The sequence below is a fragment of the Ekhidna sp. genome, from assembly GCF_965221965.1.
Lineage (GTDB): Bacteria > Bacteroidota > Bacteroidia > Cytophagales > Cyclobacteriaceae > Ekhidna.
The window spans coordinates 160,668-173,845 of record NZ_OZ244926.1 but is presented as its reverse complement, the minus strand read 5'-3'; the positions used below and the strand labels follow the sequence as shown (position 1 = coordinate 173,845).

The 13,178-nt window shown below is 42.6% G+C and carries 17 protein-coding genes; 5 read left to right on the top strand and 12 right to left on the bottom strand.

The window, feature by feature from the left end:
• Nucleotides 1-11: 11 nt before the first annotated feature.
• From ACOQON_RS00855 to ACOQON_RS00845, 3 genes are all read left to right on the top strand, one after another.
• Nucleotides 12-626: a DUF4145 domain-containing protein gene (locus ACOQON_RS00855; RefSeq protein WP_420577039.1), complete on the top strand. Its 615-nt coding sequence runs from the start codon at nucleotides 12-14 to the stop codon at nucleotides 624-626.
• A gap of 394 nt (nucleotides 627-1,020) precedes the next feature.
• Complete coding sequence (locus tag ACOQON_RS00850; RefSeq protein ID WP_420577038.1) at nucleotides 1,021-1,671, top strand: hypothetical protein; 651 nt, start codon at nucleotides 1,021-1,023, stop codon at nucleotides 1,669-1,671.
• 298 nt (nucleotides 1,672-1,969) lie between these two features.
• Nucleotides 1,970-2,446, top strand: a complete 477-nt coding sequence (locus ACOQON_RS00845; RefSeq protein ID WP_420577037.1) for a hypothetical protein — start codon at nucleotides 1,970-1,972, stop codon at nucleotides 2,444-2,446.
• 33 nt (nucleotides 2,447-2,479) lie between these two features.
• On the opposite strand, the gene ACOQON_RS00840 is transcribed toward ACOQON_RS00845, so the two are convergent.
• The 9 genes from ACOQON_RS00840 to ACOQON_RS00800 all read right to left on the bottom strand — a co-directional run bounded on the left by ACOQON_RS00840 (nucleotide 2,480) and on the right by ACOQON_RS00800 (nucleotide 8,983).
• On the bottom strand, nucleotides 2,480-2,977 hold the full coding sequence (locus ACOQON_RS00840; RefSeq protein WP_420577036.1) for a CHAP domain-containing protein: 498 nt from the start codon (nucleotides 2,975-2,977) through the stop codon (nucleotides 2,480-2,482).
• Between the two features lie 69 nt (nucleotides 2,978-3,046).
• Nucleotides 3,047-4,051: a type II toxin-antitoxin system HipA family toxin gene (locus tag ACOQON_RS00835; RefSeq protein ID WP_420577035.1), complete on the bottom strand. Its 1,005-nt coding sequence runs from the start codon at nucleotides 4,049-4,051 to the stop codon at nucleotides 3,047-3,049.
• Entirely contained in the window at nucleotides 4,048-4,383 is a 336-nt protein-coding gene (locus ACOQON_RS00830; RefSeq protein ID WP_420577034.1) for a HipA N-terminal domain-containing protein, read from the bottom strand. The genes ACOQON_RS00835 and ACOQON_RS00830 overlap by 4 nt, the downstream gene beginning before the upstream one ends.
• Before the next feature lie 2 nt (nucleotides 4,384-4,385).
• Entirely contained in the window at nucleotides 4,386-4,598 is a 213-nt protein-coding gene (locus tag ACOQON_RS00825; protein ID WP_420577033.1) for a helix-turn-helix domain-containing protein, read from the bottom strand.
• A gap of 181 nt (nucleotides 4,599-4,779) precedes the next feature.
• Nucleotides 4,780-6,948 carry a peptidase domain-containing ABC transporter gene (locus ACOQON_RS00820; protein WP_420577032.1) on the bottom strand — a complete coding sequence of 723 codons (2,169 nt, stop codon included), beginning with the start codon at nucleotides 6,946-6,948 and terminating at the stop codon, nucleotides 4,780-4,782.
• 73 nt (nucleotides 6,949-7,021) lie between these two features.
• Nucleotides 7,022-7,510, bottom strand: a complete 489-nt coding sequence (locus tag ACOQON_RS00815) for a hypothetical protein (protein ID WP_420577031.1) — start codon at nucleotides 7,508-7,510, stop codon at nucleotides 7,022-7,024.
• A 5-nt stretch (nucleotides 7,511-7,515) separates the two neighbouring features.
• Nucleotides 7,516-8,145, bottom strand: coding sequence for a hypothetical protein (locus tag ACOQON_RS00810; RefSeq protein WP_420577030.1), 630 nt, complete (start codon nucleotides 8,143-8,145; stop codon nucleotides 7,516-7,518).
• Nucleotides 8,146-8,428: 283 nt separating this feature from the next.
• A complete protein-coding gene (locus tag ACOQON_RS00805) occupies nucleotides 8,429-8,629 on the bottom strand; it encodes a hypothetical protein (protein ID WP_420577029.1) in 201 nt (66 codons plus the stop codon).
• Between the two features lie 12 nt (nucleotides 8,630-8,641).
• The gene (locus ACOQON_RS00800) at nucleotides 8,642-8,983 is read right to left on the bottom strand and encodes a hypothetical protein (RefSeq protein WP_420577028.1); all 342 of its coding nucleotides are present in this window, start codon (nucleotides 8,981-8,983) and stop codon (nucleotides 8,642-8,644) included.
• Nucleotides 8,984-9,215: 232 nt separating this feature from the next.
• Here ACOQON_RS00800 and ACOQON_RS00795 point away from each other — a divergent pair, with 232 nt between their 5' ends.
• Nucleotides 9,216-9,869 carry a lysoplasmalogenase gene (locus tag ACOQON_RS00795; RefSeq protein WP_420577027.1) on the top strand — a complete coding sequence of 218 codons (654 nt, stop codon included), beginning with the start codon at nucleotides 9,216-9,218 and terminating at the stop codon, nucleotides 9,867-9,869.
• Between the two features lie 190 nt (nucleotides 9,870-10,059).
• Nucleotides 10,060-10,326, top strand: a complete 267-nt coding sequence (locus ACOQON_RS00790; protein WP_420577026.1) for a GIY-YIG nuclease family protein — start codon at nucleotides 10,060-10,062, stop codon at nucleotides 10,324-10,326.
• 55 nt (nucleotides 10,327-10,381) lie between these two features.
• Here ACOQON_RS00790 and ACOQON_RS00785 read toward each other — a convergent pair whose 3' ends face one another.
• The 3 genes from ACOQON_RS00785 to ACOQON_RS00775 all read right to left on the bottom strand — a co-directional run bounded on the left by ACOQON_RS00785 (nucleotide 10,382) and on the right by ACOQON_RS00775 (nucleotide 13,113).
• Nucleotides 10,382-11,272 (bottom strand): hypothetical protein, encoded by an 891-nt coding sequence (locus ACOQON_RS00785; RefSeq protein ID WP_420577025.1) that lies wholly within the window; start codon nucleotides 11,270-11,272, stop codon nucleotides 10,382-10,384.
• Between the two features lie 142 nt (nucleotides 11,273-11,414).
• Nucleotides 11,415-12,533 carry a molecular chaperone DnaJ gene (gene dnaJ / locus ACOQON_RS00780; protein WP_420577024.1) on the bottom strand — a complete coding sequence of 373 codons (1,119 nt, stop codon included), beginning with the start codon at nucleotides 12,531-12,533 and terminating at the stop codon, nucleotides 11,415-11,417.
• 1 nt (nucleotide 12,534) lies between these two features.
• The gene (locus ACOQON_RS00775) at nucleotides 12,535-13,113 is read right to left on the bottom strand and encodes a nucleotide exchange factor GrpE (protein WP_420577023.1); all 579 of its coding nucleotides are present in this window, start codon (nucleotides 13,111-13,113) and stop codon (nucleotides 12,535-12,537) included.
• Nucleotides 13,114-13,178 lie beyond the last annotated feature (65 nt).

Sequence of the window (13,178 nt, the reverse complement as noted above, 5' to 3'; positions counted from 1 at the left end):
AGATTAATACCATGAACCATATAGAACCCCAAGTATATTCTAAGTCTTTTACATGCCCTAACTGTGGTGCAATTGCCAAACAAGATTGGTGGAGCATAAGCTGGGACAAAGGAAATCGAGGTAATAATCCAATAAGAGTAGGCACTTGTCAACATTGTGGCGATCACACTTTATGGGTAGATAAGGTTATGATTTTTCCTGAAATTGGTTCGGCACCATTTCCTAATACAGAAATGCCACAAGCAGTTCTCAAGCTTTATAGAGAGGCGACAGCAATACACCATAAATCCCCAAGGGGAGCGGCAGCATTACTTCGTTTGGGAATTCAAGTCTTATGTAAAGAGCTCGGAGAATCAGGGAAAAATATTAATAATGATATCTCTAATCTAGTCAAGAAAGGTCTTCCTGAAATAGTCCAACAATCATTAGATATTGTGAGAGTCACTGGAAATGATGCAGTACATCCTGGTCAAATCGACACAGATAATCCAGAGACAGTTGGGAAACTTTTTGAACTAACCAATATTATAGTTGAATATATGATTGCCCTCCCCAAGAAAGTTAGTGGCATATACGCACAGCTTCCAAAAGATAAACAGGAAGCAATAACAAAAAGAGATAAATAAAATTCACTCCCTCAGCTGACGCGCGTTTGAAATGCGTGTCTCACATTCCCACTCCACCCCTTGCACATTCCTACCGTTTTCCATAGTTTAGGCGCTTTGTTTTATTTCACTTAATGCAATCACCTAACTACTAATCACCCATGACCACAGGAAAATCGTATCCTACCGGCAGGAAAACACTCACAACCACAAGAAAATCATATCCGACCATCGGGGAACCATCCCCTACCATAAGAAAATCACATTCCACCTCAGGGGAAACACATTCGACCGCAGGGTAACCATATCCGACCATAAGAAAATGACATTCTACCGGGGGAAAATCGTATCCGACCGTCCGGCAAAGACATTCGACCAGCTTTTAATCATGTTCAATTCTTAAACATTTAAAAAAATGAACCAGGAAACTATTGATGGAAAATTGTTATTCGCGAAAACGGCATTGGAAAATGCCAAAAATGTGACCCCTGTAAACGCCAGCCTGGCGCTGTTTGGCTATGATAGTGCCAAGCTGGATGAGGGCATGGCGCTTTACACTACGGCCAACGACCTGAACGAAAAGCAGAAGAAGGAATATGGGGAACAGTTTCAGGCGACCGACGCACTGCATGTATCCCGTGCCGAACTGAAGGCGCTATACATGCGGCACCTGAAGATCGCCCGCATCGCACTGCGTGGAGATCGGGGTGCAGAAGAAAGCATGCAGATGGGTGGCCGAAGGAAAGAGACGCTTTCCGGATTTTTGAAGCAGGTGAATGCGTTTTACACCAACGCACTCAACACACAATCTGTACAGGATGCATTGGCCCGATTCAACATCACCACCGAAGCACTGACTGAAGGTAAAGCCAAAGCAGAGGAAGTGGCTGCCAACTATCACAAGCAGCTAAAAGAAATGGGCGAAGCGCAGCAAGCCACCGAAGAGCGGGATGAAGCGCTGGATGCACTCGAGGACTGGATGTCGGACTTCATCGCTATCACTCGGATTGCGCTGGAGGGGCAGGAGCAGTACCTGGAAGTAGTGGGTGTAGTGGAGCCTAGCTAAATGAAGTTTTGTATGCACGTTGATCCAATGGATTGGCGTGTATTTTTTCTTTTATCCCCCTCAGACCGGGGAGGCCCTTCTTTCTTCATTGCCAAGAAAGAAGCAAAGAGGCTTTCGTTCTACTACGGGATAAAATCAATCCAGCCGACCCACACCCCAACACGTGATTTTGTCCCTTTCACTGCGATGCAGTGATCTATTGACATTCAAACTGCTAAATTAAATTCATGATGGATTCCAAAATACCTAAGCAGATATATAGCATATTTGAGTTCAAGTATCTTTTTAAAAAATTCATATGAGAGCAACCCGAGTTTTATTAACAATCTCCACACTACTGCTTATTAATTCTAGCGATCTAATAGCTCAGGATGACTTAGAAAACGTAGAGTATTCAATCATTGCCCAAGGTAACAAGTCGCCTCTCAATGATGTAGCAATGGTTTGTTTCAACAAATATTTCAACTTAGAATCTCTATCAGAAGAATTCAGACAAGCTAACAACCTTGATGACAAATCACTTTATAAAAAGAAGATGCTAATTGAAATTTTTCTGGGAGAACGAACTAGAGGAGCTGACTCAATCAAACTGACGAAAATCGCTCAAAATGATAATGAACTTATTGTTGCCTACGAAACCATAGACAGTGATACATCAGACTTTGATAATCGTCCTTACCTAATTATCCAAATCCCAAAGATTAAGAAAAGTATAGTGTTGTTTGAGAATGGTAAGCAGCGAGGAGGCCAGCGCGAACTTTATATTGATAACTAAAAAGTTTTTCCTTTTTGAGGGCCCCAGGGAGACTTACATTTCCTCCTTAGTAGCCACTGGCCGATAGAAGTACATTTTGCCTTTGGTCACTCTGTCCAGGCGGAAATTGTTTACGCCTACTTTCTTTCCAAACTCGGCAGTATTTTGGTGGGCTATTTCATAGTCTCCTTTACCATTCACCTTGTACACGATGGCGGTGTGGTCCGGCATACCCAGCGACGATTCATAGATCTTGTTTCCGTCCTGCCATTTCATCTTCACTTTTTTAAACTGGATCAGGTCACCCGGTAAGATTTCATCTTTTTCAGGGTTCAGCTCTTTTCCGTAGATCGTAGCGGTCTTTATGGAACTTCTATCGAAGTACGCATCGGCATACGCCAAAGCACCGGCCGCCAGGTCCCAGCACTCCCCACGATCCACTTTTTTGCCCATGTTTTTATTCACATAATCAATGACCCTGGCATTGAGCTCAGGCAGCTTGGCAGGGAACATACTGAAGGATAGAAGGAGGGCAATGAGTGAGATTTTCATGGTTCTGGTTGTTTATCGTTTTACTGAATGAAGGTAATTAAAAACGGAGAGAGTTAATACCTGTAGCGCTTAAAGACTCAGTTGATTTCTCTTGTCTTGATAATGCTGCAAATAAACTTTCCTGGTAGGCTCATTCAGGAATGATCGATCAATAAGCTCTTCCACAAATGCCTGTTTTTTTACAAAGGGAGCCAGCAAAGGTTCAATCCGCCTTTTACCAATGCCAATTCGCTTGGCAAACTCAACGAAATCCGCTGAACCCACCATACCATTGACTTTCATATGGTCTGACATGAAGTCATCGATGAATAATCCTTCGCTCAGTGCAAAATCCGTGTCATCCACATGGATACGCGTATTAATCAGGTCGTAAGCAGGACTCAGAATATGATCACCACTGGTCGTTTGTAATAATGAAAAGTTTTTCAAATGTGCATCACCATTCGAGAATAAGTAATTAAACACCACCAGCGAGAAGAATTTTTCCATCTCTATGACTGCTGCCGGCACATATTTTCGAATCAATTGGGCCATTTCTTCATAGCTGTATTCGTATTTGAAATTCGCCCCGAAGTTTTCACTTGTTTTGCCCGCCAGCGAAGCAAAGTCTTCCTTTCCCCATTTGGAATTTTTGTCTTTCACGTCGAATCGCTTAGTGATATAAGCAGGAGATCCATCCTTAAAAAAAATCAACCCATTTTCTGCCGTATTGATGCCATACACCTGCCTCGCGATTTGCATGGTTAAGTGTTCATTGGCCGGGACCTGTCCTACTTTTTTCAAATCCCTCGGTATGGGTTTTAAAATATAGGTTCCTTGCTCCCCCTCTTCTGTCAGGCGTAGTTTGTTCTTTTCCAAAATCAATGAGACTTTTTCCTGCACACCGGAGATGGATATGCGCTTCCGGTTATCCATAAACTTCTCAGCATCTTCTTCACTTAACTCAGGAGGATAGTAGGGCAAAATATGGCTTACTTTTTTACCATTAAAGAGCCTTCTGAGACAGGCTTGACTGTATGCATCAAAGCCTTCAGCTAATGTTCCCGGGCAGTATTTTATCTCCGGCATACTCATTCTCCTTCGCCATTTAGTGGGACCACACTTACTGCGCCGATGCTATCATTTGAGCTGGTGGCTAGTAACAACCCGAAATGGTCTTCTGTATCAATTCGGAGCATTCTGCTTTGCAGCTTTCTATTTACTCCTTCAGAAAGCATATTAAAAAAGAACGGAAACAAATGATCGGCCTGGTATTTCTTCTCACGCTTTGGAAGTGTAAGACTAATGGCGGGCTTGCTACTATCTGCCAGCCAGGCTTGCGAATACTCAAACTCATAATTTGATGGGCCTACCTGAGTAAGTATGCCTGCCGGTTGACCATTCCATAGTACCTGTGCCCGTCTCATGACTACAATTCAGGTTTTTTTACCTCCAGCTTCAGTTCCATGCCCAGCACATCTGCCAGTTTAGCCAGCGTTTCCAGTGTTGGGTTGCTCTTTTTACTTTCCAATGCCTTCAACGTGCGCAGACCTACCCCGGATAGCTCTGCAAGCCGCTCCTGTGTGACTCCAAGTACCTCCCTACGCTTTTTCAATGCGATAACCAGTTCTTCTAAGTGCATTATGATGCTCTTTTGTAGTCAAAAATAAGGGAAAAGAATGAAATTATACAAAAAAGTGCTTCAAAAAGCACTTTTAGTGTCGCATATGAAATGATAGGGGTTGTCGGGAAGCAATAGTGCATTATAAAGCACTATCATACTATAAGGACTATCATGTAACAGAACTCTCCAGAGTAAGAAATTAAGCGACTGGCTTTACTAATTCCTGGTAATACTTACTCAAAAAATTCTCTTTCTCAACCAAATCCAATGGCTCTCCAGAATCGATAATCTTTCCGCCTTCCAACAAGTAAACTTCATCAGACTCCATTGCTGTTTGTACTCGATGGGTTACCATCAGAATGCCCTTATCTTGTTTGAGTGCTTGAAGCAAACTCATAACGAATTTTTCTGTCTCCCGATCCATAGCAGCCGTTCCCTCATCAATCAATAGGATATCAGGGTTTTTATAAAGTGCTCTGGCCAACCCCACCAATTGTTTTTGACCACCGGAAATGTTGGCACCTTCTTCTCCAAGCAGCGTCATGTATCCATTAGGAAGTTTCTCGAAGAATTTATCAAAACCCATTTCCTTGCACCATGGAATTACTTTTTCATAATCGGATTCATTTTCCGATAAACAGATATTGAATAGCAAGTAGTTATTGAAAATCTTAATGTCTTGAGGAACTACCCCTACTTTGGTTCGGTATGAGTCAATATCCACTTCGTTTAATTTCGTCTCATTAACTCTTACTACTCCTTCAACTGGGTCGTAAAACCGCTGCATGATTTGAAGAATGGTGCTCTTACCTGATCCGCTCTCTCCCAATAAAGAGTATAGCTTTCCTTTTTTGATGGTAAGATCAATTTCCTTTAACAGTCCCAATGAACCCGGATAATGAAAGGTCATTCTCTCAAAAGAAATCTTATCGATCGTGTTCAACTTCTCTCCGTTGGTTGATTCCATTTCGAGACCTGTAAACTCTTCCATTCGATTGAAAGCTACTTTAGCCTCTTGCATTTGAATATTGAAGATGGCAATGCGTGCCAGCGACGGACCAATGGAACCGGATAATGACAAGATAGCCATCATCGTTCCAAGGAGCATCGCCTCCTGCAGCACCAGAGCTGAGGAATAAGAAATCACGCTGATCAAAAGGACAATACCCGCTAATTCAGTTAGTACACTGAAGCGGATCTGAATTTTTCCAAGTTTGAAAATTTGATCCTGAAATGCGTCGTATAACAACGTAGTGGTTTTATGAAACAAGCCCATGCTTCCGGTACTCTTTACTTCTGAGATGCCATTAATCACGTCTACATAATTACTTTCATTCATCGCATATGCGCCCATCACGTCCTTTTGCGCATTAATAATCGGCTTATTCAGTCGCCATAAGATCAGTACATAAACCGGAATAAATACTGCCACGATAAGTCCTACCTGCCATGCATAGACAAAAACTCCTACCAGTGAGGTAACGATGACCAGAAATTCAATCAAAAGATTGCCTGCCAGGTTGCTGATGGTCGATTGAATTCTTCGGGTGTCATTCATACGAGCGATCATCTCACCCGTCTTTTTCGAATCAAAAAAAGATTTCGGCAGATTGAGAAGCGACTTAAAAAATGAACTGATCATCCGGTTGTTAAAGTCCTTACTTTGCGTGATCAAAAATGTAGACCGAACGAAACCCAATCCATTCTTGGCCAAAAGGACAAACGCAAATAGCACCAACCCTACAATCAGCTTCGTCATATCCTGTGTTGGCAGGATTACATCTATCAGCTTTTGGGAGAACACCGCAGTGGCGAGCGAAAAAATGGCAATTAGTATTCCCAGAAAAAGAGACGCCAACAAAATATTGGTATCCTCTTTAACCCAATCAATCAGATTTTGATAGCGACTTCTCTTGCTCTTTACTTTTTGAAATTGTTCGTTCGGTTCAAGCTTGAGCAATGATTTGGATTGCCAGACTTCATTCAGTTTCTTCTTAGACCAAAGCTCAACTCCTCTTCCGGGATCACCAATGATTAATTGGTCACCTTCAAATCCATGATACACCACATAGTGTTGCAATCGATTTTCCAGGATCACATGCAAAATGGCTGGACTGTCAAGCTCTTTGAGGTTATCTACTCCATCAGCTTCCAGGCCCGCGGCATCAAAACCTAAGGATTTAGCTCCCTGATAGAGCCCAAGTAATGAAGTTCCGGTTTTTGTGGTCCCACTTAGCTGACGGATTTCGTCAAGGGTTCTTTCTCCACCATGATAATTGATGATAGAAGCAAGGCATGCCACTCCACAATCGGATTGACCATGCTGGTGAACGAATTGAGATTTTAAAGTTTTGAGGTTTGGTTTCATATTAGGGTGTAGACCCTGAAACAAGTTCAGGGTTACTTAAAATAGTAAGGTCATGCTGAACTTGGTTCAGCATCTATTTCAATTTAATAGCCTTTAACAGTACCTCTATCTTCACTTCTCCTTTGAATTTTTTTTTAAGCTTATTCCCCTCATATATGAAAATCTGGGGAACACCTCCACTAAACGTCTTCATGATATTTTCCGGATTGGTTTCTATGAAATACTGTTCAAGCGAATGATTCTTTAAAAACTGATAAGCACTATCTGTCGGCTCTAATGACACCATAGCTAAGTTGACATCAGCAAATTGATCCATATTTTCGCTGAGCTTTTCTACTTCCCACTGACAGTGCTCGCACTCACTATTGAAATACATGAGTAGGGAAACCCCTGTCGGAGCGGCTGCATCTATACCAAGGCTTAAAAACAAAGATGATAGTTCTTCGGCAACCTCCTCCTTTTCCTCCTTCTCTCTTAGGGATGAGACACTGGAATAGCCCATCCATCCCAGTAGACCAAAAACCACGATACCAACGATTACAATAATTCTTTTTTTGTTCATAACACTTATGCAGAAAGGTTAATAGAAAGGAAAGTGATAAATACAATCCAGGTGACCAGGCCTAACCCGTACACCGGCACCACAAACCCAAGGGAAGTATTGTAATCCCGATTAATGACTTTCTTGATGCCTATTGCCAGCACCAACATATAAGCAACCTCAAACAGGTTTAACGCTTTCAACGGGAACACCAGCCAGGACTCCACCAACTCTCCATCAAAGAAATTCATGAGTGACAATGGCTGGAAGTATTGTACATCTACGAGAGTGTAGTCTGTATCTATAAGACCAAACCAGATGATAGTTAGCAGCGATGGAACGATCCAAACAAACTCCGCCACCAATACCACCTGAAATATTTTTTTGAAAGAGGTTTTGTATCCGAACAATATGATGCCGCTAAGTATCCAGAGCGAGATGAACGTGAATTTGAGAAGGTAAATGATGGGCAGAATGGCATAGTTTACCCATGACCATTTATCACGAAACTCCAGGAGTTGCTCAATTCGATTAAAAGAGAGTTGTTGACTAAGATGATCACTTAAAAGTGTATCTGTAACAACAATTTGTTGGAAAACATACACTGAAATAGATGCTAATAGTATTAGCAAAAGGTAGATATACAATTTCTTCATAATTGTCTAAAATGAAGAAGCTGCATCTCGGAACAGCTTCTTCAAAATTCATCTAGATCGTTTCAATTTCAAAAAAGCATCTCTAATGAGAATAAGCATCACAACAATTGTGAGCATGGGAGATACAATAAATGAATAAGATGATAATGATTGTTCATTGCTGGAATTATTAATCGTAATAAGTTCGTTTACTATAAGAAACAAACAAACTCCAACAACAACTGATTCAGCCATCAAAAGCCGCTTTAACCCTTGTTTACTCATAACAATTCCATTTTCTTAATTAACTGGTACATTCTGCTAATGATGCTCCTAAACTAAACCCCGCCGAAAGGCCAGTTGCAAAAATAAGAGCAAAACCAGCAGGTGGAAATGCAATAGCTAGACCTACTCCAACAGCTGAGGCAACAACAGCTGCTCCTTCACCAACGGTGCATCCACCGCCTTCAACATTTTCCATTTTCTCTAAACTTAATTCTTTCATGATTTTTAGAATTTAAAAGTTAAACATGCTACAAACCTGAAGCGGCTTAGTCGCATATTTTGAGACTGGGTAAATTTCTTTCAAAAAACTTCCTCCTACTTTTCGGGCCATTACATTCTTGGAAATTCTTTTGAAGCCTAGTTCCAGACAGACCTCTTCTTCGTAATAATAGGACTGTTTAATTGGATCAAAATAGATGGGAGCATCTAGCTCTCTCAGCTCTGATAGATAACGCATCAAAGTGCTTCTATCCATTCCCATTTTTGTTGCAAACTGTTCAGGAGAACCCGTCGCTCTCCTGCGAATGAGATCATCCATTCGCTTTAGTCGGTCAAAATACTTGATGACTGGCATGATAAGGTGATTTAAGGTGACTAATGACTTGCAATCATATTCCCATGTATTTTCATAAGCAATACCGGTTTATACTTTTTTATAATTACTTATCCACAAATTATCCACATCAAAAGAATATTTCATGCAACTCAAATTAACCAAAACATTATATTTGAATTTTATTATCAATTGATAATGTTTTGACGCTGTGACTACTTCGAGTAATCGGTTTACTGATTATAATTGCACCATGACCAACCTTGTTTTCTGGATCTATATTGCCGTATCTGCAGCGAATGTCATCGCGAAAGCGATCCCCTCGGAAGAACTGGATCAGTTCACCAAGCCGCTGTTGATGCCGCTGCTCATGTTTTATGTCTATCGGTCCAGCATTGGGAAGACGACCTTACGAATTTTGCTGCTTAGCGGAGCGTTGCTGTTTTCCTGGCTGGGAGATGTGGTGCTGATGTATCAGGCAAACGAGACGTATTTCATGGCGGGGATCGGATTGTTTCTCATCGCACAAATCATTTATGTGGTGGTGCTCAGGAAATCAACGTATCAAAAACCTCCGTTGAACCTTTATCGGGTGTTTCCATTCATTCTTTACGGATTGGCTTTGTTCTACTTCCTGCTCCCTGCCGGTGATTTTACCATCCCGATCGTGGTGTACGGCCTGGTGATCATGACCATGGCGATCATGGCACGGTTGCGTGAGGGGAACACTTCACAGGAGAGCTATCAGCTAGCACTATACGGCAGTATCTTGTTCGTGTTGTCAGACTCCATCCTGGCGGTTAATTCGTTTCATACGGCTATTCCGTATGCAGGGGTGTTTATCATGTCTACCTACTGCGCGGCGCAGCTGCTGTTGGTGAAGGGGTTGTTGGGGCATGTGGAGTGAGACCAGGAGTTCCTTTTTTCATGACGTCATGCCGAAGGCATCCATGAGCAATTAGCACAACTTTTTAATTCCATTGACTCTTCCGGAATGACTCAGTAGATTGGGGTCTTTAGGTTTTACATAATAAACACATGTCAAATTACTTCGTCTATATTACCACCAACCCAAGAAAACAGTCTTATATACTGGAATGACAAATGATTTGGAGCGAAGAATAACTGAGCATTATCTGAATCGAGGAACAAGAAAGAGCTTTGCAGGTAAGAATTATTGTTATAAAATCCTCTACTATCAGAAGTTCGATTCCGCTGAAAAAGCGATTGAAGCAGAAAAAGAAATTAAAAATTGGCGAAGGGAATTAAAAGAGAATCTGATAAATGAGTTTAACCCTAAATGGGAATTCTTAAATGCCAGAATAATGCAATGGCCTCCGCCTCCAGAGAATTCTCTTTTCTAAAGTCCATGGACTCCTTCGGAGTGACAGTTAAAAAGTAGTTCTGAAATTAAAAAAATTAGTCAGCGTACTTGAAGCGTACCATGCCGAGAGCGACATCTACGTTGAAGGAGAGTAGGTTTTCAGCGTTTGCATCGTAGCTCATATTGACAAACACATTTTTCTCTACCTCTTCAAATCCATCAGCAAGTTTTACTGCGCAAAGCGGTGAGTCGCGTATTTCAATAATGATCGGGGTTCCATCGCGCGGGAGTAGTATTTCGAGGTTACCCGCACCTACCGACGCATCGATGCTGCATCGTTCCTTCATCTCACTATCAAAGTCAAGCAGCACATTTCCAAAACCGATCTTGGTAATTACATTTTTGGCTCTGGCCAGATCCATTCGTTTCGCTACGATAGATCCGAAATCCGCCTTCACAAAAAAGGTGTCCATCTGGATCGGGTTCATGTTGCCATCATCATAGCCCACCACGATATCTGCACTTCCTGATTTGATCTTCATTCGTTGTACTGAGGATCCGGTCAGGTTTACATCGGCATTGCCAAATCCGTAGATCAGATTCAATCGGTAGATTTCGCTTTTATTCAGATTTACCTTCCAGAAGTCATTGTCTTTGTCACTGCGGGAAACGGCCATGGAGAAGCTGTCACCAAACCCGGACGAATTGTATTCGTCCAGTACCAACTTAGCCTTGCAGGTTCCGTTTTTCACCTTGCTGGCAAACGTAGGATTGATCTTATCCAGATCGGGGTTTCCGTAAATTGTTAGTGGATTGTTGTCTGCATCGGCTTGCTTCAGCAGACAGTTTGTAGCAGTTGCTTTAAGATAAAAGTCAACGGTATCGAACTCGGCTGACTCTTTTATTGTGTAAAATTTCTTTAGCTGTGCAAGCGCACTTTGACTCGTAAGCAGAGCGATCCCTGCCATCAATACCAACCGCAACATGGATTCTTATTACGGATAGGTTATGTAGAGGTTGCGAATCGTGAGTCGATTTAGATAAAAACTTTGGTGTTTAACCAAAGAGAACACTAAGGTTTTCACAAAGAACCCTAAGTTGTTTATGACTTCTATGCAGTTTCTGCGCTTAAAAGAATTCCTTCATTCGCTCGAAGAAGCTTTTATCTGCTTTTCCCGGATCCGGCTGGAAATTGGGTGAATCACGCAATGCTTCAAGGGACTCCTTCTCATCAGCGCTCAGCTTTTTAGGCGTCCAGACATTCACGTGAACCAGCTGGTCTCCCTGACCGTAACCTTCCACGGATTTGATTCCTTTTCCTCTCAGGCGCAAGATCTTTCCGCTCTGAGTTCCAGGGTCGATTTTGATCTTTACTTTCCCGTCTATGGTAGGTACTTCAATGGATGTCCCAAGAGCTGCATCTATAAAATTGATGTACAGATCGTAGATGATATTATTACCGTCTCGTTTCAATATATCATGCTCCTCCTCTTCCACCAGGATCAACAGGTCGCCAGGTATACCACCTGCTACTTCGTTTCCTTTTCCTGACATGGAAAGCTGCATGCCGTCCGTTACCCCTGCCGGTATCTTGATTGGGATCACCTCCTCTTGTCGCTTCAGTCCTGAGCTATCCACTCCTGCTGCCCGACTCTCTACTGTCTGTCCACTGCCACCACAGGCAGGACATGTAGAGGTGCTCATCATCTGTCCCAGCATGGTGTTCATCACCTTGCGTACCTGACCGGTACCGTTACAGCTGGAACATGTTTGAAATTTAGTATCCGGATCTACGATGAGCCGGTTTACCTTGATTTTCTTCTCAACACCGTGAGCGACTTCTTCAAGTGTGAGCTTAAGCTTGATCCGTAGGTTGGTGCCCTTTCTGGTTCTGCGACCCCCACGGCCACCGCCACCAAAGAAGCTATCGAACGGGCTGCCGCCACCACCGAAAATATCTCCGAACTGAGAGAAGATATCTTCCATGTTCATGCCACCGCCACTGAAACCGCCACCGGCTCCACCAACTCCCTGATGACCGAACCGATCGTAGCGCTGACGTTTCTCATCATTGCTAAGAATCTCGTAGGCCTCTGCCGCCTCTTTGAATTTCTCTTCCGCTTCTTTATCGTCGGGGTTTTTGTCCGGGTGGAATTTGATCGCAATCTTCCGATATGCTTTTTTCAACTCATCCTTACTTGCCGAACGGTCTACTCCCAGTATTTCGTAATAATCTCTTTTTGCCATGTTATTGCTTCGCTCCTACAACCACTTTTGCAAATCGTACCACTGATTCTCCCAGGGTATATCCGGGCTCCACTACATCCACAATCTTACCCTCCAATTCCTTTTCAGCAGGAATCTGGGTGATCGCCTCGTGCATCTCATCGTCAAATGCATCGCCCTTTTTCACTTCCATTTTCTTCAACCCTCTGTTCTGAAGGGATTTGTTGAGCTTGTTCTGAATCAGCTCCATTCCTTCTCTCAGCGCCTTGATGTCTTCGCTACCTTCTGAAGCATTCATCGCACGCTCAAAGTCGTCCAATACTGGCAAAAGGTCAGCCATCAGGTCTTTGTTGGCGGTACTTATCAGATCAAGTTTTTCTTTTGATGTTCTTCTTCTGAAGTTTTCAAACTCCGAATAGAGACGCAAGTATTTATCCTTGGCCTCTCCAAGCTGCTCTTCAAGTGTCGGCTCGGTTGATTCTTCAACCTCCTCCTCTTCAGCGTTTACTTCATTCTCCTCCACTTGCTCTTCCTGAGCCTGAGCTTCCTGCTCTTCTGATAGTTCCTGCTCCTTATTCACTTTTTCTTTTGTTTCCTTCATTCTTTCAACTTGCTTAAAGACGTTCTGGGAATGACAATTTCTTTGCCAATGGGGCTTGATGTGCC